Source organism: Granulicella aggregans, assembly GCF_014203275.1.
Classification (GTDB): domain Bacteria; phylum Acidobacteriota; class Terriglobia; order Terriglobales; family Acidobacteriaceae; genus Edaphobacter.
In genome coordinates, this window is sequence record NZ_JACHIP010000004.1 from 599,494 (window position 1) to 623,338 (window position 23,845).

The window sequence follows — 23,845 nt, forward strand, 5'->3', positions numbered from 1 at the left end:
GGCCTGTATCGCTTCCGGGCGGCACGCATCTAAACTCCAGACAGCAACCGCGCGACCAGCGCACTGGAGAGCAATCCGCATGGCAAGTTTAGCGGTCCCCGTAGGAGCGCCTCGTACCGCCCGGGTTCGTCCCCGCGTAGTCGTGGTTGGCGGTGGTTTCGGAGGAGTGAACGCGACGCTTGGCCTGGCCGGCTGCCCGGTCGATATCACTTTGATCGACCGCAAGAACTATCACACCTTCCAGCCGCTTCTCTACCAGGTCGCCTTGGCCGTGCTCTCGCCCGGCGATATCGCCCAGCCAATCCGCTCGATCGTGCGCGAGCATAAAAACGTAGACGTCCTGATGGACGAGGTCGTCGAGATCGACACCGCAAACCAGCGCGTCAAGCTCAAGGCCGGCCCGCAGATAGAGTACGACTATCTCGTGCTCGCGACCGGCTCGACCCACTCCTACTTTGGCCACGACGATTGGGCCAAGCTCGCGCCGGGCCTGAAGACAGTCGAGGACGCGACCGAGATCCGCCGCCGCGTCTTGCTGGCGTTTGAGCTCGCCGAACGCGAGATGCTCGAGACCGGAACCCACCCGGCGCTGAACTTCGTCGTCATCGGCGGCGGCCCAACGGGCGTGGAACTCGCTGGTGCCATCTCCGATATCGCCCGTCTCTACATGGCCAAGGACTTCCGCCACATCAATCCCTCCTCGGCGCAGGTCATCATCCTCGAAGGCTCGCCGCACATTCTCGCGGCTTACCCGCCTGACCTCCAGGCCTCAGCGCTTCGGCAGCTGAAGGACCTTGGCGTCATGGTTCGCACAGGGGCCCATGTCACCGACGTCCAGCCAGGCTATGTCATGGTTGGCAACGAAAAGATCGATGCGGTCGTCACGTTGTGGGCAGCGGGCGTGCAGGCATCGCCTCTGGGCAAGATGCTTGGCGTTCCAACCGACAAACGCGGCTGCGTCATGGTCGATGCGCACCTGAATCCCGAGGGCCATCCGGAGATCTTTGTCTGCGGCGATCTCGCCCACGTCGAACAGGATGGCAAGCCGGTCCCTGGAGTCGCCCAGCCCGCCATGCAGATGGGTGCCTACGCTGCGAAGCGTATCGCGAAGCTGCAGGCCGCTGGCGGAGCTTCGGCGAAGCTGGCTGGGAAACAGGACAAAGGCTTCCGCTACTTCGACAAAGGCGACATGGCGACCATCGGCCGCAAGGCCGCCGTCGCCAAGGTGGAGTGGCCCTTCAAGGCCCACATGAGCGGTTTCCCCGCCTGGATGATGTGGCTGGGCGTGCACATCTTCTTCCTCATCGGCTTCCGCAACCGCTTCAGCGTCTTCCGCCAATGGGCCTACACCTACCTCACCTTCAACGACGGCGTCCGCCTCATCACCGGCTCGCAAGACCTTCCCGGTTGGGGCTACTCTGACGGCGTCTATCGCGGCCACGAGACGACGAAGCCGCTCGATGAGAACGCTGTCCACGTCGACCTGTAGCCTTTTTGCATCCGAGTATATGTGAGGTAGTAAGAAGATGTTGGGAGCACTGCTGGAAAAGATGATGACCGATGGAGTACACATGTTTGACGACCACGAGAAGATCAGCGTGATAGCGGAGTTCATCGCGAAGGCAGGTCACGAGGAAGAGATCCGCGTCATTCTGCATGAGATCGTCGCCCCATCGCGCGCCGAACCGGGATGCGAGCTCTACCATCTGCTCGAAGACAAGAAAAATCCGGGGAGCTTCTCGACCTACGAAGAGTGGGCTGAGTTGAAATTTCTCGAGGCTCATCTTGCGGGCGAAGGAGCGAAGGCGGCGTTGGCGAAGGCGCAGCCGATGCTCGATCGCGACATGAAGCTGACGGTGTTTCGGAAGCTTCTCTAACTCCGAGAAGCAGATTGCCGCCTCTATTTTCCCGCCAGCAGCAGGTAGGCGGCGGAGGTTAGCACCATGAAAAGAGCGGCACCAAACGTGTAACGGTCTTCGATCTTCATCCTTCGACTCCAACTGGCCAGTTACCAGTTGGATCTATATCGACAAAATCCTCTCCTCAGATCAATTCTTCATTTCGGAACGCAAGACAATCGGGGCGCACGAGAAAAACTCGTGCGCCCCGATCCCGCTCTTGATTTGTGGAAGAGCTTACGCGCCGACTGTCTCCGCAACCTTAACATTCACTGGTGTAAGCCAGTTATAGCGGTCGGGCGCAAGGCCATTCACGATATCGAAGAAAGCCTTGTGCAGCTTCGTCGTGATTGGGCCCATTGTTCCGTCACCAACCATGATGCGGTCGACCGAGCGCAGATGAGTGACTTCGGCTGCCGTTCCGGTGAAGAATGCCTCATCGCAGATGTAGAGCATTTCGCGCGGCAGAGCCTGCTCGACCACGGTGATGCCGAGCTGCTTGGCGAGCTGCAGGATCGAGCTGCGCGTCAGGCCGTTCAGGACCGAATTCGCCAGCGGCGTGGTGTAGAGAACGTCGCCGCGAACCAGGAAGAGGTTCTCGCCCGAACCCTCGGACAGGTAGCCGTTCACATCCAAAGCGATGCCCTCCGCGTAGCCGTTGATCTCGGCTTCCATGCGGATGAGCTGCGAGTTCATGTAGTTCGCGCCAGCCTTCGCAAGCGCCGGCAGCGTATTCGGAGCCATACGGTTCCAGCTCGAGATGCACACGTCCGCACCTTCATTTCCCGGAACGTATTTACCCCATGGGAAGTTCGCGATGTATACCTCTACCGGCGAGCGGAGCGGATTGACGCCGATCTCGCCGTAGCCGCGGAAGGCGATGGGACGAATGTAGCAGGGCGTTACGCCGTTGGCCTCGATCACATCGACTACTGCAGTCGCCAGCTCTTCGGCGGTATACGGCAGCGGCATGCGGTAGATCTTCGCCGAGTCGACCAGGCGCTGCATGTGCTCCGGCAGGCGGAAGACACCCGCGCCATTCGGCTGCGAGTAACAGCGAATGCCTTCGAATACGGACGAGCCGTAGTGGACGACGTGGCTCATCACATGGATCTGGGCCTTGTCCCAGGGGATGAGTTCGCCGTTATGCCATATGTGGTCGGTTGCCTGTATCGCCATCGTCGCTCCTAAATTTGTACCGGGGAAGTTGTATCGAGATCCGTCAGTCTTAGACCTAACATTATAGCTGCGCACGAAATCCAGGTCTTCTGGGTACCGGCGGGGGGGCAAATTACCGGTCTCGTAACAGGAACTCCAGAGGTGCCCCGTATACTTGAGAAGTAGTCGTGATCGTCCGTGCGCGTCGAAAGGACACCGGGCATCATCCAATGAAAGTGGCGGTCGTTCCAGACGGCTTTGCCCGGCAACAGAGGTAGAAGCGGCACAAGTATCGAAGTAAGAGCATAGCCCGGTACTCCACAGGCAGCAGCTCTACGATTCGGCCCCGTCCCTCCCCAATAAGGATTTTTATGTTTGATCCAGCAAGTGTCTCCCTCTCCGGGTTGCAGCACTCGGTGTACGTCCGTTTTTCGCTGCTCGCTCTCAGTTCGATCTTCTTCCTCGTCGACCCCTTCGCCGCGCTGCCGACCTTCCTTGCCGTGACCGATGGAGTAGACAAGGCGCGCCGCAAGGTGATGGCGCGCAAGGCCTCTCTCACCGCGTGGGTCGTGCTCTCCGCATTCGCCGTTGCAGGCCAGTACATCTTCAAGATGTTCGGCATCACCCTGCCAGCCTTTGAGCTAGCCGGTGGCGTCATCCTCCTGCTCATCGGCCTGGACATGCTTCAAGCGAAGCGTTCCGCCACGCAGGAGGCTTCGGGAGAAACCGAGGATGCGACCTCGAAGGACGATGCCGGCATCGTTCCCCTAGGCATTCCCATGCTTGCGGGTCCGGGTTCGATTACGGCCGTGATGGTGCTGGTCGGGCAGGTCGAAGATCACCCCTGGAGGATGGTCGCCATCCTTGTGGCAATCTTCATCACCGCTGCGATCTGCTACTTGGTCCTGGGAAACTCAGACAAGGTATCCAACGCTCTCGGCGAGACCGGTGTCCGCATTCTCGTGCGTATCATGGGCCTGCTGCTGGTAGCGCTCGCGATGCAGTACTTCGTCAACGGCATGGTCGATCTGAATGTGATCGCGAAGCCCGCGGATTGACGCCTTCATCCGGGCCTTTGCGTGATTAGTGTATTGCCACTCCCAGGGCCGCAACAACTAGCCCGGCGATGCCCAGCGTCAGCCCGAAGAAGAAGTAAGCATTCTTCTTCGTCAACAGCGTAATCGACGCCATCACGACGGATATCTGCAGTAACGCCTCACCGAGGTCAAAGTGTGAAGCCTTGTCCTCGGCGACCGCGACCTCAGCTTCGAGGTCCTTGGCCTTCTTTTGGTCCTCTTCCAGTTGCCCTGTCCACTTGGTCACCTTGGCCGTGTACTCGTCGACCTTCTTCTGCGTCGCCGCCTTGTCGTTGACCGGTTGCAGCGTCAGCAGGTCGACCGTGACCTGAAGGTTCTCCGCACGCAGTTTCCGGGATTGATATTCCTCCCACTGGTCGTTGGCCCGCGACTGCAGCAGCACCGCTTCGGTGTGGCTGCGGTGGCTCAACACGGTGACCATCGCGACGAGTACTGCGAGGATGCTGATGGCGAGCGAGACGCTGGTCAGAGCCTTCTCACCCGCTTCCTTCATCTCTTTAGAAAACTCCTGGATCTCGGTAGGTTCCATGCGGCCATTTTAGCGCTTCAAGGGCTTCTCATCCGGCGGGACCAGGAAATCGAGTATCGGCTGCCAGTAACCGGGCACCGGGTTCAGGTAAGCATCATTGTGGGCATAGCTGCGCGGCACGAAGAGTTCCGCGCGCCGTCCCTCGTCCTCGCGAGCGGCGGAGAAGATCTCATGTGCCATCGTTACAGGAAACAACTCATCGGCGTCGCTGTGAACGATCAGCAGGGGCGATGCCACCTGCCGAACTGATACGGCGGTGCGATAGACATCAGGCAGAAGTTTTGCCAGCGCGCGGATCGCAAATTCTGGCAGCGGGATGGCAGCGAGAACTGCCTGGGCGGCACTCCGCAACGACGAAAATGCCTCGCAGAGAACCACGCCCGAAGGCGCTGGAACCAGGTGCGGGGCTGCATCGACTGCCACTCCCGTTCCCAGAGAGAGCCCAAGAAGGAATGGCGGCCGAGTGCTGGGGATCAGCCTTTGAAGCGCGTCATAAGCGGCGAGGGTATCCTGCCTCAGATTCTCTGGAGTCGTCGCTCCCGCGCTCGTCCCATAGCCGGAGTAGTCGAAGATCAGCGAAGCGATTCCATTCGTCGCCAGCATCTCCTGCGCCTTCCGCCAGTAAGAGAGGCGCTCGCCAATGCCATGCAGGATCAGGACCGCTGCCTTTGAATTCGACACAGGCAACAAGACGAGTCCGTCGAGCCGCCGCGATCCACTGGTGATCGCGATCTGCCGCGCGGTCCCCGCGTGCAGAGTAGATGGCGGACGAACGAACACCCCGGCGATCCCATCTCTGATAAGGATGGCTCGCATCGCCACCGAGATGAGGATGCGAAATCGCAGCCGCGCCAGCGGCGACCGGGAAACCTCGTTCGTCGCTCGTTCTGGCGGCCTCACCTTGCGCCCAGTTTATAGTCGAACCCATATGAAGCTGACCCCAGGGGCCAACTTGCCTGCCGCACGTCGCATCCTTTCCTCCGTGAATTGCTTTCGCGGGGTCGCTCTTCTCTTAGTCGTCGCCAGCCTGAATCTGGTCGCTACTCCTGCATCCATTGCCCAGCCCATAGACGATCCCCTGGCCCTCATAAAAGTCGCAGTTCGGACTGAGTTAGACGCCGATGACAATGACCACTCGCGCTGGCGGTATCGCGATGAGCAACATGAACTCGGCACCGTCTCCATCGTCGTGCAAACTGACTTCGGCTCGGTCAAGCGGCTCATCTCTCGCAGCGGCAAGCCGCTGTCCACGGAAGAGGCAGCGCAGGAGGAAGAGCGTCTCAACCGCTTTGTCCATGACAGCTCGAAGATCGCGAAACAGAGGAAGGATGGGGCTGCAGACGACAAGAGCGCGCGCGAACTGCTCGAGATGCTGCCCGAAGCCTTTACGTGGTCCATCGAAGCCGAGAACCCCTCGGTGGTGCGTCTTCACTTTGAGCCCAGACCCGACTTCCACCCACCCACCCTGCAATCCCGTGCCCTCGCCGCGATGAATGGTAGCGTCGTCGTCGACAGGTCGCAACACCGGATCATCACCATCAGCGGACGGCTCACCCAGGATGTGACCTTCGGATTCGGACTCTTTGGGCGGCTTCTGCGCGGTGGAACTTTCCAGGTCGAGCGCCGCCAGCTAGCGCCAAGGCTGTGGCAGATTACCGAGACCCATGTACATATCGACGGCAAGGCACTGCTCTTCAAAAGCATCGGTCAGCAGCAGGATGAGGTTCAAACCGATTACACCCCGGTTCCCCATGGCACCACGCTCGAACAGGCCGCCGTGCTCTCGCGCCCCTAGCAGGCGTGTCGAGTATGCTCGACTCAGGCATGGCGAAGGCGACGATCATCGGGGCGGGACCGAATGGCCTGAGCGCCGCGATCACCATGGCCCAGGCCGGCATTGAGACGACCTTGCTCGAAGCTGGTTCGACCCCTGGAGGAGCCGCGCGGACTGCCGAGATCACTCTCCCCGGCTTCCGCCACGACCTCGGGTCGTCCGTTTATCCGATGGGTGCCGCGTCGCCCTTTTTCAACTCGCTTCCACTCCATCGGCATGGCCATCGCTGGGTCGAGCCTCCCGCGCCCTTGGCGCATCCGCTGGATGACGGCACGGCAATCATGCTAGAGCACGACCTCGCGTCGACATGCAGCGGCCTTGGCAACGCCAGTGATGCCGCCGCGTACAAGAGCCTGATCAAACCGTTGGTCAATGACTGGCCCGCACTCTGTACCGAGATCCTCGGCCCTGTCGTTCACATTCCGCGCAGCCCTCTGCTTCTCGCGAGGTTCGGTATCTACGCGATGCTTCCGGCTACGACGCTCGCAAGAAGTGCCTTCAAAGGCGAACGGGCGCGCGCTCTCTTTGCAGGAATGGCGGCGCACACTGTGTTGCCGCTTACAAGCCCGCTCTCATCAGCCGTAGGCCTCGTGCTCGCCGCAGCCGGGCATACGACCGGGTGGCCCATCGCGGAGGGTGGAGCGCAGACCCTCACGGATGCCCTGGCGGAACACCTCGAAAGCCTCGGTGGAAGCATTCATCTCAACCGGAAGATAAGCGCCCTCGAAGATATTGATCCCACCGACGTCATACTCTGCGACATCTCGCCCAGGCAGCTGCTGACGATCTCGGGCGATGCCATGCCAGCTTCGTATCGTCGCCGGCTTGAGAGCTACCGCTACGGTCCCGGAGCCTACAAGATCGACTGGGCACTCAGCGACCCGATCCCATGGACGGCCAAGGACTGCTCCCGCGCTGCGACCGTGCATGTCGGCGGCACTCTCGAAGAGATGATCGCCTCTGAGGCCGCGCCCTGGACCTCTGATCGCGACCTCGAAAAGCCCTTCGTACTGCTGGTGCAACCCAGCCTCTTCGACCACTCCCGAGCGCCCGCCGGCAAACACACTGCGTGGGGCTACTGCCACGTTCGCAACGGCTCAACGGCCTCTTACTTCGAGGCAATCGAAGCGCAGGTGGAGCGCTTTGCGCCGGGCTTTCGCGACTGCATCCTCGCCCGTACGATTACAACGCCGTCGAACTTCGAGGCCTGGAACGCGAACCTGATCGGCGGCGATCTCTCGGGTGGAGCGATGACGGCGAAGCAGATGCTCTTCCGGCCCACTCCATCGCTCTACTGCACCGGTCTGCCGAAGGTCTTCCTCTGTTCGGCATCGACACCTCCCGGCGGCGGAGTTCACGGAATGTGCGGGCATCTGGCCGCAAAGCGAGCCATTGAGAAACTCAAACTGGCCTGATTGAGTTTCCCAAAGAGAAAAGGCCGCACAATGGCGGCCTTTCCCGATGAAACGAATCGCGTATTACGCGAGAGGCTGGTTCGAACCTTCCGTCAGCCACACCGTCCGTGCGATGTCCTTTGCCAGCGCCGGAACTCCGAAGAGCGCTCCAGCGACGATAGCCGTAGAGATCAGATCGTTGGCGAGGAAGGGAATCGCCGCAACGTAGCAGGCACCGAGCCCAGCCGCCGTCGCGGGGTACATCCCGCCAGCCGCCCAGACCATGAAGTCGCTGATCACGAAGAAAGATACGGAGCTGGCCAGCACCCCGGCGATGACCCGCAACGTGGTCGCACGCTTCGCCAGAAGTCCGCTGCCCAGCAGGCAGATCGCGCCATACCAGAGCCAGGTGGCAAGGTAGCTGCTCACATGGAAAGGAAAGTTGTAGGCATAGACGGTCAGGTAGTAGTCCGTCGCAGCCAGCGCGAGAATCGCAAAGACCGCCTGCCAGCGGCTCCGGCGTGCGCCGAAGAACAGGAGGCTGCCGCCAACGGCTGTAAAGTTCATGCCGACGGCATGAAACGTGTGAGGCAGGATGCGGCTGAGGACAGCGAACAGGAGTACAAGATATGCGGACATGGTTGGAACCTCAAAAGGAGGGCGACTGGCCGATGGCAAAACACACCGAAACCTGCGCCAGTCTTGATTGTCCTCGGTAGTTCGTCTCCGGTCAACCGGCAATTCGTTACTTCTGCGGACGGTCGTTCATCTCCATCTCCGCGACCTTCCGATTCGGGCCAACTGTCACGGTCCCTGTGAGCGGCGGATTGTCTCGGCTGTTCATTCTCCCACTGGTCAAAAACGTGTCGTACATGAAGCGGAGATCGCGAAAGGTGACCGTAGTGTAGCCATCCGGATCGACGCCGGTCTGCTCGACCACGGGAAACATCGACCAGTCGAGATAGACCTCTCCCAGCAGGCTCCGTTTTGCCGCCAGCGTTGCCAGGGTGGTCGGGGGCTTGTAGATAGCATCCTTCTCCGGCGACTCATTCACTGTGCCGCGCAAAGTGTCGACGTTTAGGAGGTGGTACGCATCAGGAGTCTCGGCGATCACCTGCCAGTGATACGGGTTGATGGGATACGGATTGGCGAAGACTCTGATACCCGCCACCTGAGTTCTGGCCAGGGAGATGGCGTTGTCCTGCTCGACCCACCGCCATCCCCACACGCCCACGATCGCCACCAGCGCAAAGATCGCCCAGCCTCTGCCGCGGAACGGCTGCCGCCGTTCACCCACTTCGCTCCCGATCAAGCCAAAGAAGAAGGGCGCGACCATCGCCAGCACGAGCACCGCAAAGATCACCGGCTCAAAGATGAAGACGATCGATCCCGCATACCACTTCGGGTTGAAGGGGAAGAACGGTCGCACTCCATAGTTGTTCGTCCAGTCCAACAGAATATGACTCAACAGCCCGATCAGGCAGAAGAGGTACAGCAGTCCCCAACGCACCGGCGGAAGTGTCGCGGCGCGCCAGCGGTGCGTCTTGCCGCGCCCGGTTCGCCATCGGTGAAAGATCCACACCCCACCCACGATGATGGCCGCCTCAAACGGTAGCCCCAAAAAAGTATGCGTGAAGCCCCGATGATGCTCGAACCCAACAACCGGTCCGCCCAGCGACCATAAAGTATCAATGTCTGGGGCCTCTGCTGCCAGCGTCATCGCCAGCGTTGCATACGCGGCCTTGCGGTTCAGCCCGGTGCGGGCCAGGCACGCGCCGGTCAGAAAATGGGTGACTGGTTCCATGCAGCCAGCATATCGCGTGCCTCCGTTATCCTCCTGCGGTGTCCGTTATTCTTTAGACATGCCCATACTTCCTGACACCCGCCCTCCCTCGGAGCTGGAGATTGACGCCTTCCTGGCAGCCTTCGAAGCCGGAACGTTGCCGAAGGAGGAGTTCACCCACGCCGGCCACCTGACCGCCGGAGCCTGCTATGTCCACATGTTCGGTGAAGCCAACGCCATCAGCCATATGCGTCTCTGCGTGCGCCGTTTCAACGAGGCCGTCGGCGGCAAGAATACAGATATCAGTGGCTATCACGAGACCATCACCGTCTTCTGGATCAAGGCGCTTGCCGCTGTTCGGGCCACCCATCCGACCCTTGGCCGTGCGGAGTTTGCCGCTCATGCTGTGCAGTCCTATCGCAATCGCAGAGACGTCTTCCGCGACTTCTACGACTTCGATGTCCTGGCGTCTGTCGAAGCCCGGCGGAGCTGGATTGAGCCACCTGTCAAAGCCATCCTCGCCGCGAATCTATAATTTCGCCTATGCCGTCCGTGCCCACTTCCGCGTCTCCCGTCGAAGACCAGATCAACGCTCTCCGGGAAGAGATCCATCACCACGAGCATCTCTACTACGCGCTCGACGCACCGGAACTAACCGACTCGCAGTACGACGCGCTGATGAACAGCCTGAAGGCTCTTGAAGCGGAGCACCCGGAGCTGCTGACGCCCGATTCGCCGACGCAGCGCGTGGGCGGGAAGCCCGCCGACGGCTTCGTCAAGGTACCGCACTCTCGTCCCATGCTCTCGCTCGACAACGCCTACAACGAAGCCGAGTTGCGCGCCTGGGACACTCGCCTGCGCGAAGCGCTGCCCAGCACAGAAGTCGTCCGCTATGTCTGCGAACTAAAGCTCGACGGCCTCTCGCTCGCGCTCCACTACGTCGCCGGAGCGAACGGCTCGGCGCGCCTCGAACGCGGTCTGACTCGCGGCGATGGAACCATCGGCGAGAACGTCACTTCCAACGTCCGCACCATCAAGTCCGTGCCACTCACCATCTCAGCGGCGAAGCTGAAAGCCGCTGGTCTGCCGCAGGATTTCGAAGTGCGCGGCGAGGTGGTCTTGCCACAAGCGGCCTTCGTAAAGATGAATCAGGAGCGCGAAGCAGCCGGGCTTGCCCCTGCGGTAAATCCGCGCAACGCGGCTGCGGGAACCATCCGCACACTTGAGCCGAACATCGTCGCGCAGCGCCGTCTCGACCTCTACGCCTACTTCCTCCTGCGCGACGGCGACTACCTGATGCCCTCGCAGTCCGAGGCGCTCGCTGCTCTTCGCGCGGCAGGCTTCCGCGTGAACACCCACGCAAAGACCGTCGCGGACATCGACGAAGTGATAGCATTCATCGCTGCCGCAGAACCTCTTCGCGACACCCTCGGCTACGAGATCGATGGCGTCGTCATCAAGGCGGACAGCCGCGCCCAGCAACGCCGCCTCGGCTTCACGGGAAAGGCTCCGCGCTGGGCAATCGCCTATAAATTTCCCGCGCGTGGAGGCATTACCCGGCTGCTCGGCGTCGCATTCCAGACCGGACGTACCGGCAAGATCACGCCCGTTGCAGAGCTCGACCCTGTCTTCATCGGAGGCACAACGGTCTCCCGCGCGACTCTGCATAATCCCGATGAGATCGCTCGCCTCGGAGTCCGCCTCGGAGATTTCGTCAAGGTCGAGCGTGGCGGCGATGTCATCCCCAAGATCATCGAGGTCGTCGAAGACGCCTCCCATCCTCGGGGCACGAAAGAGATAGAGTTTCCCTCCGCCTGTCCTCGCTGTAAGACCTCGCTCGTCCGCGAAGAGGGCGAGGTCGACCTACGCTGTGTGAACGCGAGCTGCCCCGCGCGTCTCGAAGAAGAGCTGCGCCACTTCGCATCGCGCGGCGTGATGAACATTGAAGGCCTCGGCGAATCGCTCATCGCGCAACTGCTCGGGCATAGTGTTGCAGAGGCGTCAGAGGCCGAAGTTGAAACCGCGGCCGAAACTGCACCAGAGCCGACCCGAAAAGCGCTCGTGCATTCGATCGCAGATATCTATTCGTTGAAAAAGGAGGACCTGCTCGGCCTTGAACGCATCGGCGAAAAAACCGCCGACTCGTTGCTCGCGCAGATCGAGCGCTCCAAGACCGCGCCGCTCGCCCGCGTCCTCCTCGGCTTAGGTATTCGTCACGTTGGCGAGAGAACGTCGCAGGCACTCTCCGATGCCTTCGGCTCGCTCGATGAGCTGATGAAGGCATCGATCGAAGACTTGACCCGTATCAACGATGTCGGCCCAAAGGTAGCCGAGACGGTCTTTGACTTCTTCCAGAATGAACGCAACATTGCCCTGATCGAGCGCCTTCGCAACGCCGGCCTCACATTCACTGCGGAGAAGCGAGTCACCACCGACACCCTCGCCGGCCTGACCTTCGTTCTCACCGGGACGCTCCCTACGCTTACGCGCGATGAGGCGAAGGAGAAGATAGAAGCCGCAGGCGGCAAGGTCTCGGGATCGGTCAGCAAGAAGACGAGCTATCTCGTCGCTGGCGAAGAGGCCGGATCAAAGCTGGACAAGGCCACGTCGTTGCAGGTGCCTCTGCTGGATGAGGCTGGACTGCTCGCATTGCTTGCGAAGTGAGTAAGGGGCAGTCAAGCAACCGAAACTACTCTGATTGGAATCCACAAAGCTGCATAGCTGCGACAGGCTCAGGATTCTGCATGAAGGTCTTCCAGATGAGACCCGTCCGCAGATTCTCTGCCATCAGCACTCCGATGCCGAGATCGATGCCGAGCACATCGGGGTCGTACCAGAGCAACTCCGGATGAAAGGCGTCGCAGAATCCGTAACGTCCCCAGGCATCGACGCCGAACCTGTCCTTCATCGCGCGAAGGGTCTGGATGCACTGCGCCGGAAGGAACGGCAGCGATCCTGCCGCGGCGGACGGTACGACTGATCCATTCACCGGTCCCATCAGCGGAGGCCCGCCCCACGCGACATATCCATGTTCCCAGTCCGAAGCGCTGACACCCCAGTAGTCATCGCTGTAACCTCTCCCAAGGCTCAGGCAGAAAGCTTTGTGGGCCTCAGTTGCTGTCACCGAGTTCTCAAAGTAGTTCGCATACGCATCGCGTTTGTTAGCGAAGTCAAACCACGCGTGCGAGAACTGGTGCACGAAGAGCGGGTCAGCTCCGCCGATGTAGGAGTATTCGTCATAAACCATCGGCGGTCGCGTAAACGCATCCCATGTGATCGGGTCAACCGGATGCGTCTTCGAGCCAATTGCCAGCAGATAAAGCATCATCAGTTCGCAATAATGGTTCCATCGCGAACGGATAAAGCCGCTCGCCGGCCGCCATCCCATGGCGAAGGTATCTCCGCCATTCAGCATCCACTGCCAGTCGACGCGGTCGTAAAGCTGCGTCGCCAGTTCGCCGATCGCTGTGCCCTCGGGCGTGCCGTCGTTGAAGTAGGCGCGGCAGGTCAGCGCCCCGCACAGGAAGATCGCCGTATCTATCGAGGAGACTTCGCTGAAGCCGAAGGGCTCGCCCGTACGCACATTGTTGAAGTGGAAAAGGAAGCCATGCTGGTGCGGCAACTTGTTCAGGTGGAACTGCAACGTGGCCTGCACGCGCGTCTTCACCTGCTCGGTCGGCATGTACCTTCGGCGATCCGCGACGCATAGCGCAGAGATGCCAAACCCCGTCGCCGCAATGCTCGCGATGCTACGGTCTTTGTCGAAGTCGCCCGTGGAGACCTTGTTCGCCGCGCGATCCAGCACCTGTCCCGATACGGGGTCTGCCTGCTCGATGAAAAACATGCAGCCTCGGCGCGTCAGGTCTTCGAGGAAGGCATTGTCCTCGCGCGACAGACGCACAGGCGGAGTCTGTGCCTTTGCGGATACCTGAGTCCGGCCAGCGGCGATCGCTTCCGGCATCGCAACCGTAGACAGGGCCGTGCCCCCGATCAATCCCATTGCGCTTCGGCGACTGATTCGACTTGTCTCTCTTCCTCGGATCTTCGTCCCACCTTGAGTTGCCAGCAGATTAGACTTCAGGGATACATAGCAGGATTCGCTCCAATTTCATCGCGTCCCGCAATCGAACATTCGTCCCACAACTGAACATTGGATGCCTGCTGACCAGCAGATGGAATCCCTTCAACGGTGCATTTGACGTCTAAAAGAGGTATATCCAGTCGTTGGACGGGACATACCTCTTTGTAGTCAGCAAGTTGCGTAAGTTAGAAGTTTTGGGGACGTTCTTTTGCTAAGTTGAAGGCCGCTTCGAGAGCGATTCCCGCTTCCCCTAAAGTGCCTTCGTCGAAGAGTCTGCCAATCAACGTGATTCCATGGGGAACCCGGCGCGGAGGAGAAAACTTTGCCAGCGGACGCGCTGGATCGGGAGCCCAGTCACTGCGCGCCTCCGAAACCTCCACGAACCCAGCCCGCAGAGTAAGCGAGGGATGCCCGGTCGCGTTGGTGATGTTCAGAATGTCGTCACGCAGCGAAGGAACCAGCAGCACATCGACCTCGGACATCACTCTACCCATCTCCATCGCCACCTTGCGGCGAAGCCGGTCAGCCTGGACGAAGTCGACCGCCGAAAGAAAGCGCGACTGCCGGAAGAGATTCGGCCACGCGTCGGGCACCTGCATCTTCAGTGAGTCGATCTCACGATCAAGCGTGATCTCCTCAAACGCCGCTGCGGCTTCGGCAAAGAGAATGACGTTCAGCGACGCATAGGGCCAGTCCGGAAGCGAGACCGGCACCGCAGTCATGCCGAGCTTCTTCACCGTCTCCAGCGCCGCTCGATCGACGTCCGTGGCCGGCGCTTCCTTCATCCACGAGGGAATATAGCCGACACGGAGGCCTTTGATATCCGCCCGCGCGTCGAATGCCAGCTTCGACGGTACGCACGATACGTCGTGGCCATCCGGACCTGTAATCGCGTGAAGGACCAGCAGCGAGTCCTCGACTCCCCTTGTCATCGGGCCCAGCTTATCGAGCGACCAGCAGAGAGTCATCGCTCCGGTACGCGGCACTCTCCCGAAGGTTGGACGCAGCCCGGTCACGCCGCAACGCATGCTGGGCGAGACGATGCTGCCGCCGGTCTCGCTGCCGATGGAGAAAGCTACCAACCCAGCCGCAGTCGCCGATCCCGGCCCCGCGCTTGAGCCCGACGATCCTTCCTCAAGCAGCCACGGATTCAGAGTCTCCCCGCCGAACCAGATATCGTTCAGCGCCAGCGCTCCCATGCTCAGCTTGGCGACGAGTACCGCTCCAGCCGCATGAAGCCGCTCGACAACCGTCGCGTCGGCAGACGGAACCCGATCACGGAAGGGCTCTGCTCCGTAGGTCGTATGGATCCCCGCAGTATCGAGCAGGTCTTTCGCTCCCCACGGAATGCCGTGCAGCGGCCCGCGGTTATGTCCCGCAGCAATCTCGACATCGGCCTGTTTTGCCTGCGCAAGCGCAAGCTCTTCTGTCAGCGTGATCACGCAATGCAGTGTGGGGTCGAACTTCTTCAGCCGAGCCAGGTAGATCTTCGTCAGCCGCTCCGACGTAAGTTTGCGCGTCTCGATCCACTGCGAAAGCTGCGTCACATGAGCGAAGGCAATGTCTTCGTCCTTGGAAGGCAGTGGCCCGGCCTCAACTCGGCTGCTCACGAACCGGTTTTCGGTTGGCCCTGGGCTGGTTCCTGGCAGTGCGGACTCCCACCGCGACCACGGCGCGACCGAAGACTCGATGGCAACCTTCTTCGGCCCTGTTCGGCGCTCATAGACCGGTGCCAGGGAGTTGCGCCAGTTTCCGGCAGCCTGCGCCCTTTCACCTTCGGTCAGGGAGACCGACACCAGCTTCTCCGCCTCAAGAAATGTTGCCGGCGACACTTCAGGCCCAACCGCGGGAGCCGTCCCAAACGCTGGCGGTGCCCCGGCCGGAGGAGCGGCGGGAGTACTTTGTGCGGCGCTCGCTGAACCGTCTGTCATCGCAACTCCAAGCACCCCTAGCGCTCCGGCCGCCATGAACTGCCGCCTTGTAGGCTCTGAATGAGGTATTTTTCTTTCTTCTGTCCGCATAATTCTTTCTCCGAATTCTAGCTGGCTGGCATCTAAACCAACACGTAAGCTTCTTGGCTTCAATCACATCCATAACAATTAACAGACTTTACCGGCAAATCGGAAGCGAGTGAACGTTCAAAATCTCTGCGTCCTTTCACGGCGGCTGCATCGTCCATAATGGAAGCTGGGCGTAAACCCCGCACTCAGGAATGCGCGTAAAATTCTGATCGCTTGCGACCATCGCCCTGCCGTCATACCTGCAACGAGATAAGGAAAGACATTTGCCTGCCGATCCGATTGAATCCCACCCGACACCTCACGTAGGTCTCGACCACCAGTTGCCTGCACCGCCCCGCAGCCGCGGCGTGCGTATTCTTGTCTGGCTGATCATACTGCTGATCTTTGGCGTCGCCTTCTACCTCGTTTCGACCCGGCAGACCGCGCCCAAGCCGGCCGGCGGTGGTCGCGGAGCCGGAGCTGGCGGTCCCGTTACGCTGACCTCGACGACTGCTCAAAAGGGCGACATCGGCGTCTATCTTGACGCGATCGGTACCGTCACGCCCGTTTACACCGCATCCATCACCAGCCAGGTGGCCGGACAGATCGTTGCCGTCCACTACCGCGAGGGTCAGATCGTCCGCAAAGGCGAATCGCTCATCGACATCGACGACCGCAGCTATCGCGCAACACTGCTGCAGGCTCAAGGCACCCTCGAGAAGGACCAGAACATCCTTGGCCAGGCCAAGATGGACCTTCAGCGCTACCAGGCAGCTTGGTCCCGCAACGCCATTGCGAAACAGATTCTTGACGACCAGGAGAAGCTCGTCCTACAGGACGAAGGCACGGTCAAGAACGACGAGGGCCTCGTCCAGTACGACGAAGTGCAGGTCGGCTACTGCCACATCGTCTCGCCCATCACCGGCAAGGTCGGTCTTCGTCTGGTGGACCCCGGTAACGTCGTTCAGGCGAACGGCACCACGGCGCTCGCCGTCGTAACGCAGATGCAGCCCATCACGGTCGTCTTCACCATTCCCGAGGATAGCCTGGGCCAGGTGCAGCCGCGGCTTGCCAAGGGAGCGAAACTTCCCGTGGACGCCTTTGATCGCACCAGCATCACCAAGCTTGAGAGCGGAAGCCTGCTCACGCTCGACAACCAGATCGACACCACGACCGGCACGGTCAAGGGTCGCGCGATCTATGCCAACAAGACGTCCAGTCTCTTCCCCAACCAGTTCGTCAATACCCGCCTGCTGGTGAACACGCTTCACGATGCAACGCTGGTTCCTTCCTCGGCGATCCAGCACAACGGCTCGACCTCCTTTGTCTATGTCATCGTCTCCGATGCCAAGGGTGAGAAGGCCCAGGAGAAAGAGGTCAAGGCGCTCGTCTCTGACGGCAACACGACCGCCGTACAGGGGATCAATCCTGGCGATGTGCTGGCAAACAGCGGCTTCGACAAGCTCGCCCCTGGGGCGACAGTCAAGATTGCTCCCAATAAAGCCGCTGCGCCTGAAGCCAAAGGGAGCCAGGCTCCTTGAGTCCCTCGCGTCCGTTTATCCTGCGTCCGGTTGCGACCTCCCTGTTGATGGCCGCAATCCTGCTGGTGGGTATCGTTGCCTATACCCAGCTCCCCATCTCGGCCCTGCCGCAGGTGGACTATCCCACCATCCAGGTGCTCACCTTCTATCCGGGTGCCAGCCCTGATGTCGTTGCCACCACCGTGACGGCTCCGCTGGAGCGCCAGCTTGGCGAACTCCAGGGCCTCAGCCAGATGACCTCCACCAGCTCTGGTGGAACCTCGGTTGTCGTCCTTCAGTTCAATCTCAGCCTCGACATCGATATCGCAGAGGAAGAGGTGCAGTCCGCCATCAACGCGGCGCAGAGCTACCTGCCTGCGAACCTTCCCGCTCCGCCGACCTATAGCAAGACGAACCCCGCCGATGCGCCGGTACTGACCCTCGCGGTCACCTCGAAGAACATTCCGCTCTCGACGGTAGAAGACCTTGTTGACACTCGTCTCGCGCCCAAGATCTCTCAGGTCAAAGATGTCGGCCTAGTCAGCATCAGCGGCGGCCAGAAGCCCGCCGTCCGCATCCAGGCGAACCCGACGGCTCTCTCGTCCTACGGCATCGATCTCGAAAGCCTGCGCACCGCCCTCACGCAGAACAGCGTCAACGCCGCCAAGGGCAACTTCGACGGGCCGCGCCAGGACTATCAGATCGACGCCAACGACCAGTTGGTCACCAGCAAAGATTATGAAGGCCTCGTCGTAGCCTTCCGCAACGGCGCTCCCGTCTATCTGACGGACGTTGCTCAAGTGGTCGACGGCATCGAAAATAACAACCAGGCCGCCTGGATGGGCCAGAGTTCCGATGGCAGCCTCCCTCCTGCGGTCATCGTCAACGTGCAGCGCCAGCCCGGCGGCAACACCATCGAAGTCGTCAAGAATATCAAGTCGCTTCTGCCTCAGCTGAAGGCGAACCTGCCTGCGGGCATCGATGTCACCACGCTCACCGACCTCACAACGCCGATCCAGGCCTCGATCGATGACGTAAGGTTCGAGCTTGTGCTGACCATTGGCCTCGTCATCCTGGTCATCTTCCTCTTTCTCCGCAGTGTCGTGGCGACGATTATTCCGGCGGTCGCCGTGCCGCTCTCGCTCATCGGTACCTTCGGCGCGATGTACGCCCTTGGCTACTCACTCGATAACCTCTCGCTCATGGCGCTCACCATCTCGACCGGCTTCGTCGTCGACGACGCCATCGTCATGGTCGAGAACATCTCGCGCTACATCGAAGAGGGAGAGTCGCCCATGCAAGCGGCTCTCAAGGGAGCCGAGCAGATCGGCTTCACCATCCTCTCGCTCACCGTCTCGCTGATCGCCGTGTTGATCCCGCTGCTCTTCATGGGCGATGTCGTCGGTCGACTCTTCCGCGAGTTTGCTGTGACGCTGGCCGTCACCATCATCATCTCCGCCGTCGTCTCGCTCACACTCACGCCGATGATGGCCGCGCGCATCCTCAAGCACGATCCCAAGGCTGAAGAGGGCTGGTTCTACCGTAAGTCCGAAGCTGTCTTTGTCGGTATGATCGACTTCTACGGCCGCACCCTTAGGACTGTTCTCCGCTACCAGGGCCTCACCCTCATCGTCGCTGTACTTACTCTTCTGCTCACCGTCTTCCTGTACATCATCATCCCCAAGGGGTTCTTCCCGGTGCAGGATACGGGCATCATCCAGGGCATCTCGCAGGCCCCTCCGGCCATCGCCGGCAAGGCCATGGCCGCCAAGCAGCAGGAACTAGCAAGGGTCATCCTGCAGGATCCCGCGGTCCAGAGTCTCTCGTCCTTCATTGGAGCCGACGGCACCAACACAACGACCAACAGTGGGCGCATGTCCATCAACCTGAAGCCCCTCGAAGATCGCGACCGCAGTGCCGCAGATGTCATCCGTCGTCTGCAGACCAAGCTCGCCAACGTCGAAGGAATTCAGCTCTTCATGCAGCCGGTGCAGAACATCTCGGTCGACGACCGCGTCAGCCGTACCCAGTACCAGTACACTCTCGAAGATCCCGACCAGGCTGAGCTCAATCTCTGGACGAACAGGTTCGTCGCCGAACTGAAGAAGCAGCCCGAACTCGAAGACGTCGCCACCGATCAGCAGCCAGGTGGTCTTGCCGTAAAACTGGTCATCGATCGTGGCACCGCATCGCGTCTCGGCATCGCTCCAACCACTATCGACAACACGCTCTACGACGCCTTCGGCCAACGCCAGATCAACACCATGTACACGCAGTTGAACCAGTATCACGTGGTGCTCGAGAGCATGCCGCAGTTCCAGGTCGACCCCGACAAGCTCAACCACATCTACATTCAGGCTAACGCTGCTTCAGGCACATCCGGCGCGGGCGCGGCAGCTTCGTTCTCTGCCTCTGGTTCAACCTCCGCCGGCTCCAACGCGCTTACGGGAACGCTGCTGTTCACGCCCAGCGCAGCGTCGTTGACTCCTCCTTCAAATGCCCTGAAGTCCACCACCAGTACCTCGACGACCAGCGGCTCCGGCTCAGCCGGCACCACCAGCTCCGCCAAGAGCAATGCCATTCCGCTCAGCGCGTTCTCGCACTTTGAGACGACCACGTCGCCCCTCTCGATCACTCACCAGGGCCAGTTTCCGGCGATCACCGTCTCCTTCAATCTTGCACCCGGTGCGTCGTTGAGCAGCGCCATCGATAAGGTCGACAAGATCCAGAAAGAACTCACCATCAATGGCACGAAGATGCCCGCCAGCGTGCAGGCAGACTTCCAGGGTACTGCCGCCAGCTTCCGCAACTCGCTCTCGAACGAGCCCATTCTCATCCTCGCTGCGCTGGTAACCGTCTACATCGTTCTTGGCGTGCTCTACGAGAGCTTCATTCATCCCATCACGATTCTCTCGACGCTGCCCTCCGCCGGTGTGGGTGCGTTCCTTTCACTCATTCTCTTCAAGCAGGACCTCAGCGTCGTAGCCATCATCGGCATCGTGCTGCTCATAGGTATCGTTAAAAAGAACGGCATCATGATGGTGGACTTCGCCCTCGAGGCGGAGCGTGAGCACGGCAAGTCCTCAACCGAGGCTATCTACGAGGCCTGCCTTCTGCGCTTCCGTCCCATCATGATGACGACGATGGCCGCGCTGCTCGGCGGCCTCCCGCTTGCCTTCGGCCACGGCATCGGCTCAGAGCTTCGCCGCCCACTCGGCATCGCCATGGTCGGCGGCCTGCTCGTCAGTCAGGTGCTGACGCTCTACACCACTCCGGTCATCTACATCTTCTTCGATAACCTTGCAGGCCGCTTCTCGAAGCGCGCCAAAGGAAGTCGGACGGGCAATGAGCCTCAACACGCGACCCACGCCGAAGCTGAGGCAGGCGTATGAACATCTCCGCGCCTTTTGTCCGTCGACCGGTAGCGACCACACTGCTGACGATCGCGACTGCCATCGCCGGGGCGATCGCCTTCAACTTCCTTCCCGTCGCTCCGCTGCCGCAGGTCGACTTCCCCACCATCAACGTAAACGCCGGCCTGCCCGGCGCAAGCGCGGAGATCATGGCGTCCTCCGTCGCCACGCCTCTGGAACGTCAGTTGGGCCACATCGCCGGCGTCACCGAGATGACCTCCTCGAGCGGCCTCGGATCGACGAACATCACCATCCAGTTCGACCTCTCACGCGATATCGACGGCGCGGCTCGCGACGTCGAAGCTGCCATCAGCGCAGCGCGCGCCTATCTACCTGCGAACCTTCCTGGCAACCCGACGTATCGCAAGGTCAATCCCGCCGATTCGCCCATCATGATCCTGGCGCTGACCTCCGACAAGTACGGTCCCGACAAGGTCTACGACGAAGCCTCCACAGTCATCGTGCAGAAGCTCTCGCAGATTCAGGGAGTGGGCCAGGTCAGCGCTGGCGGCGGAACGTTGCCGTCCGTCCGCGTCGAAGTGAATCCCAACAAGCTCGCCAGCTATGGCTTGGCGATGTCGAACATCCAATCCGTCCTCAGTCTGCAGAACTCCAATCTTGCCAAGGGCCAGATCTCCGACGGCCAGACGACGATGGACATCCTCGCCAACGACCAGATCTCCCACGCCGAGGAGTACAAGCCGATCGTCATCGGTTACAGCAATGGCGCGGCCATACGCCTTGAAGACGTCGCCGACGTTATCGACTCCGTACAGAACACCCGCACCGCCGGCTACTTCGACGGCAAACGCGCGGTGGTCATGCCGATCATCCGCCAGCCCGGCGCGAACATCATCGATACCGTTGAGCGTATCTACGCGGCTCTTCCCGCGCTCAAAGCTTCCATCCCCAATGGCATTGAGATGGATGTCATGATGGACCGCACCACCACCATCAGGGCATCGGTCTCTGATGTCGAAAAGACCCTCTTCATCTCGATCGTCCTGGTTATCTTTGTGGTGTTCTTGTTCCTTCGCAACTGGCGCGCCACGCTGATTCCCGCTGTTGCCGTTCCCGTCTCGCTCATCGGCACCTTCGCCGTGATGTACCTTCTGGGCTTCTCGCTCGACAACCTCTCGCTGATGGCGCTCACCATCTCCACTGGCTTCGTGGTCGACGACGCTATCGTCGTCATGGAGAACATCACCCGCCACCTCGAAGACGGCATGTCACCCATGCAGGCGACGCTCAAAGGCGCACAGGAGATCGGCTTCACCGTCCTCTCCATCAGCATCTCTCTCATCGCCGTCTTCATCCCTCTATTGCTGATGGGCGGTATCGTCGGGCGACTCTTCCGCGAGTTCGCGGTCACGCTGTCGACTGCCATCCTGGTTTCGATGGTGATCTCGCTCACCACCACGCCGATGATGTGCGCCTACCTGCTCAAGGACGAGAAGCACATCACTCACGGTCGGCTCTATAACCTTAGTGAGCGTTTCTTTGACTGGGTGCTTTCGGTCTATCGCCGCAGCCTGCACTGGGTACTCGACAACCCCGGGCTGATCCTCACGGTCTGGCTGCTCACCGTCGCATTCAATGTCGTCCTTGTGAAGAAGTCGCCGACCGGCTTCTTCCCGCAGCAGGACAATGGCCTTATCTTCGGCGGCATTCAAGGGCCGCAGGACTCATCCTTTCCCGCCACGCGCGACTCTCTGCTGCAGATCATCGATACGATCCGCAAAGATCCCGCAGTGAAGCACTCCATCGGATTCACCGGCGGCGGTGGTGCCACCAACGGCGGATTTATCTTCGCCTCGCTGAAGCCTATCGGATCGGGTCCAGGCGATCGCCAGATCACCTCCTCCGAGGTGATCGGCCGCATCCGTCCAAAGCTTGCCCGGCTCCCCATCGCCTCATCCTTCATGCAGGCTGGCCAGGACATTCGAATTGGTGGCCGCGGCGGAAACGCTCAGTACCAGTACACCATTCAGGCGGACAACGTCTCCGATCTCAATGTGTGGGCTCCGAAGATCCAGGCAGAGATGCGAAAGCTGTCCGGCTTTCAGGATGTCAACTCCGACCAGCAGAATGGCGGCCTCCAGGAGCTTGTCACCTACGACCGTCCGACGGCAGCCCGGCTCGGTCTGACCGCACAGTCGCTGGACTCCGGGCTCTACGCTGCCTTCGGTCAGTCTCAGGTCTCGCTGATCTATACGCAGCTCAACCAGTACTACGTCATCCTGGAAAACGCGCCTGAGTATCTGGAGAGCCCCGCTGGCCTCAAGAGCATCTACTTCCACAACGGGAACAGCTCCAGCAAGACAGCCACGGGAAACACGCCGCTCTATACGTTCGCCACGTCGAAGTCGGGCACCACGCCGCTCAGCATCAACCACACCGGCCTCTTTCCCTCGGTGACAGTGTCCTTCAATCTCACCCCAGGGGTCCCGCTCTCGCAGGCTACCGTCGAGATCGAGGAGATGAAGAGGACGATCGGCGCGCCGACCAGTGTCCATGGCGTCTTCGCAGGCACGGCGCTCGCGTATCAGCAGTCGCTCAGCACGCAGGGGATACTCATCGTTACAGCTCTGCTTGCCGTCTTTATCGTGCTCGGCATTCTGTATGAAAGTCTCGTCCACCCCATCACTATCATCTCCACAATTCCCTCGGCCAGTGTCGGCGCTATGCTGGCCCTGCTCTTCTTCAAGATCGACCTCAACGTCATCTCGATCATCGGCATCGTCCTGCTCATCGGTATCGTCAAGAAGAACGCCATCATGATGATCGACTTTGCGCTGCAGGCCGAGCGCGAAGGTCTCAGCACCGAAGATGCGATCTTCCAAGCCTGCATGTTGCGCTTCCGGCCCATCCTTATGACGACGATGGCCGCGCTCTTCGGAGCCCTGCCGCTGGCCTTTGGCACCGGCACTGGGTCAGAGCTCCGCCGTCCGCTCGGCATCACCATCGTCGGCGGTCTCATCGTGAGCCAGATGCTCACCCTCTACACGACGCCCGTCATCTACCTCGAACTCGACCGGCTCCGCCTCTGGGTCAAGAACCGGGGCTGGAGCAAGGGCCGCTTCCACGCAGGAGGTCCGCTTGCCGGCCATGCAGACTAGCTCTTACGAATCGAATGCA

17 protein-coding genes are annotated in these 23,845 nt (G+C 60.6%); 10 read left to right on the forward strand and 7 right to left on the reverse strand.

What is annotated here, in order from left to right; translation table 11 throughout:
- The first annotated feature begins 79 nt into the window (after nt 1-79).
- Both HDF16_RS16335 and HDF16_RS16340 read left to right on the forward strand, forming a co-directional pair.
- The gene (locus HDF16_RS16335) at nt 80-1,489 is read left to right on the forward strand and encodes an NAD(P)/FAD-dependent oxidoreductase (RefSeq protein WP_184218598.1); all 1,410 of its coding nucleotides are present in this window, start codon (nt 80-82) and stop codon (nt 1,487-1,489) included.
- An 82-nt stretch (nt 1,490-1,571) separates the two neighbouring features.
- Nucleotides 1,572-1,877: a putative quinol monooxygenase gene (locus HDF16_RS16340; protein WP_184218601.1), complete on the forward strand. Its 306-nt coding sequence runs from the start codon at nt 1,572-1,574 to the stop codon at nt 1,875-1,877.
- A gap of 258 nt (nt 1,878-2,135) precedes the next feature.
- Here HDF16_RS16340 and HDF16_RS16345 read toward each other — a convergent pair whose 3' ends face one another.
- Nucleotides 2,136-3,077: a branched-chain amino acid transaminase gene (locus tag HDF16_RS16345; RefSeq protein ID WP_184218604.1), complete on the reverse strand. Its 942-nt coding sequence runs from the start codon at nt 3,075-3,077 to the stop codon at nt 2,136-2,138.
- A 350-nt stretch (nt 3,078-3,427) separates the two neighbouring features.
- Between HDF16_RS16345 and HDF16_RS16350 the strand changes: the two genes are divergently transcribed.
- Nucleotides 3,428-4,114, forward strand: a complete 687-nt coding sequence (locus HDF16_RS16350) for a MarC family protein (protein ID WP_184218607.1) — start codon at nt 3,428-3,430, stop codon at nt 4,112-4,114.
- A gap of 25 nt (nt 4,115-4,139) precedes the next feature.
- Here the strand turns inward: HDF16_RS16350 and HDF16_RS16355 are convergent, their stop codons facing one another.
- Nucleotides 4,140-4,682 (reverse strand): DUF4337 domain-containing protein, encoded by a 543-nt coding sequence (locus HDF16_RS16355; protein WP_184218610.1) that lies wholly within the window; start codon nt 4,680-4,682, stop codon nt 4,140-4,142.
- Nucleotides 4,683-4,691: 9 nt separating this feature from the next.
- Entirely contained in the window at nt 4,692-5,582 is an 891-nt protein-coding gene (locus HDF16_RS16360; protein ID WP_184218612.1) for an alpha/beta fold hydrolase, read from the reverse strand.
- Nucleotides 5,583-5,610: 28 nt separating this feature from the next.
- On the opposite strand from HDF16_RS16360, the gene HDF16_RS16365 reads away from it, so the two are divergent.
- Complete coding sequence (locus HDF16_RS16365; protein WP_184218615.1) at nt 5,611-6,477, forward strand: hypothetical protein; 867 nt, start codon at nt 5,611-5,613, stop codon at nt 6,475-6,477.
- Between the two features lie 14 nt (nt 6,478-6,491).
- Nucleotides 6,492-7,931 (forward strand): phytoene desaturase family protein, encoded by a 1,440-nt coding sequence (locus HDF16_RS16370; RefSeq protein WP_246409172.1) that lies wholly within the window; start codon nt 6,492-6,494, stop codon nt 7,929-7,931.
- A gap of 63 nt (nt 7,932-7,994) precedes the next feature.
- Here the strand turns inward: HDF16_RS16370 and HDF16_RS16375 are convergent, their stop codons facing one another.
- Both HDF16_RS16375 and HDF16_RS16380 read right to left on the reverse strand, forming a co-directional pair.
- Complete coding sequence (locus HDF16_RS16375) at nt 7,995-8,549, reverse strand: DUF6580 family putative transport protein (RefSeq protein ID WP_184218621.1); 555 nt, start codon at nt 8,547-8,549, stop codon at nt 7,995-7,997.
- Between the two features lie 106 nt (nt 8,550-8,655).
- Nucleotides 8,656-9,714 carry a metal-dependent hydrolase gene (locus tag HDF16_RS16380; protein ID WP_184218624.1) on the reverse strand — a complete coding sequence of 353 codons (1,059 nt, stop codon included), beginning with the start codon at nt 9,712-9,714 and terminating at the stop codon, nt 8,656-8,658.
- 58 nt (nt 9,715-9,772) lie between these two features.
- Between HDF16_RS16380 and HDF16_RS16385 the strand changes: the two genes are divergently transcribed.
- Together HDF16_RS16385 and ligA are read left to right on the forward strand one after the other, a co-directional pair.
- A complete protein-coding gene (locus HDF16_RS16385; protein WP_184218627.1) occupies nt 9,773-10,228 on the forward strand; it encodes a hypothetical protein in 456 nt (151 codons plus the stop codon).
- Between the two features lie 8 nt (nt 10,229-10,236).
- Nucleotides 10,237-12,357, forward strand: a complete 2,121-nt coding sequence (gene ligA / locus HDF16_RS16390; protein ID WP_184218630.1) for an NAD-dependent DNA ligase LigA — start codon at nt 10,237-10,239, stop codon at nt 12,355-12,357.
- Nucleotides 12,358-12,382: 25 nt separating this feature from the next.
- Here ligA and HDF16_RS16395 read toward each other — a convergent pair whose 3' ends face one another.
- Together HDF16_RS16395 and HDF16_RS16400 are read right to left on the reverse strand one after the other, a co-directional pair.
- Complete coding sequence (locus HDF16_RS16395; protein WP_184218633.1) at nt 12,383-13,693, reverse strand: glucoamylase family protein; 1,311 nt, start codon at nt 13,691-13,693, stop codon at nt 12,383-12,385.
- Between the two features lie 266 nt (nt 13,694-13,959).
- Nucleotides 13,960-15,705, reverse strand: a complete 1,746-nt coding sequence (locus HDF16_RS16400; RefSeq protein WP_246409174.1) for an amidase — start codon at nt 15,703-15,705, stop codon at nt 13,960-13,962.
- Between the two features lie 353 nt (nt 15,706-16,058).
- Here HDF16_RS16400 and HDF16_RS16405 point away from each other — a divergent pair, with 353 nt between their 5' ends.
- Genes HDF16_RS16405 through HDF16_RS16415 form a run of 3 tightly spaced genes read left to right on the forward strand, consistent with a single transcriptional unit; the run spans nt 16,059 to nt 23,826 of the window.
- The gene (locus tag HDF16_RS16405; protein ID WP_184218639.1) at nt 16,059-17,315 is read left to right on the forward strand and encodes an efflux RND transporter periplasmic adaptor subunit; all 1,257 of its coding nucleotides are present in this window, start codon (nt 16,059-16,061) and stop codon (nt 17,313-17,315) included.
- The gene (locus HDF16_RS16410) at nt 17,312-20,686 is read left to right on the forward strand and encodes an efflux RND transporter permease subunit (protein WP_184218641.1); all 3,375 of its coding nucleotides are present in this window, start codon (nt 17,312-17,314) and stop codon (nt 20,684-20,686) included. The genes HDF16_RS16405 and HDF16_RS16410 overlap by 4 nt, the downstream gene beginning before the upstream one ends.
- A complete protein-coding gene (locus tag HDF16_RS16415) occupies nt 20,683-23,826 on the forward strand; it encodes an efflux RND transporter permease subunit (protein WP_184218644.1) in 3,144 nt (1,047 codons plus the stop codon). The genes HDF16_RS16410 and HDF16_RS16415 overlap by 4 nt, the downstream gene beginning before the upstream one ends.
- The last annotated feature ends 19 nt before the right edge of the window (nt 23,827-23,845 follow it).

Excerpts from the sequence above, each read along its gene's own strand:
- HDF16_RS16335 (WP_184218598.1), top strand. The coding sequence starts at position 80 with ATGGCAAGTTTAGCGGTCCCCGTAGGAGCGCCTCGTACCGCCCGGGTT.
- HDF16_RS16340 (WP_184218601.1), top strand. The coding sequence starts at position 1,572 with ATGTTTGACGACCACGAGAAGATCAGCGTGATAGCGGAGTTCATCGCG.
- HDF16_RS16345 (WP_184218604.1), bottom strand. The coding sequence starts at position 3,077 with ATGGCGATACAGGCAACCGACCACATATGGCATAACGGCGAACTCATC.
- HDF16_RS16350 (WP_184218607.1), top strand. The coding sequence starts at position 3,428 with ATGTTTGATCCAGCAAGTGTCTCCCTCTCCGGGTTGCAGCACTCGGTG.
- HDF16_RS16355 (WP_184218610.1), bottom strand. The coding sequence starts at position 4,682 with ATGGAACCTACCGAGATCCAGGAGTTTTCTAAAGAGATGAAGGAAGCG.
- HDF16_RS16365 (WP_184218615.1), top strand. The coding sequence starts at position 5,611 with ATGAAGCTGACCCCAGGGGCCAACTTGCCTGCCGCACGTCGCATCCTT.
- HDF16_RS16370 (WP_246409172.1), top strand. The coding sequence starts at position 6,492 with ATGCTCGACTCAGGCATGGCGAAGGCGACGATCATCGGGGCGGGACCG.
- HDF16_RS16375 (WP_184218621.1), bottom strand. The coding sequence starts at position 8,549 with ATGTCCGCATATCTTGTACTCCTGTTCGCTGTCCTCAGCCGCATCCTG.
- HDF16_RS16380 (WP_184218624.1), bottom strand. The coding sequence starts at position 9,714 with ATGGAACCAGTCACCCATTTTCTGACCGGCGCGTGCCTGGCCCGCACC.
- HDF16_RS16385 (WP_184218627.1), top strand. The coding sequence starts at position 9,773 with ATGCCCATACTTCCTGACACCCGCCCTCCCTCGGAGCTGGAGATTGAC.
- ligA (WP_184218630.1), top strand. The coding sequence starts at position 10,237 with ATGCCGTCCGTGCCCACTTCCGCGTCTCCCGTCGAAGACCAGATCAAC.
- HDF16_RS16395 (WP_184218633.1), bottom strand. The coding sequence starts at position 13,693 with ATGGGATTGATCGGGGGCACGGCCCTGTCTACGGTTGCGATGCCGGAA.
- HDF16_RS16400 (WP_246409174.1), bottom strand. The coding sequence starts at position 15,705 with ATGACAGACGGTTCAGCGAGCGCCGCACAAAGTACTCCCGCCGCTCCT.
- HDF16_RS16415 (WP_184218644.1), top strand. The coding sequence starts at position 20,683 with ATGAACATCTCCGCGCCTTTTGTCCGTCGACCGGTAGCGACCACACTG.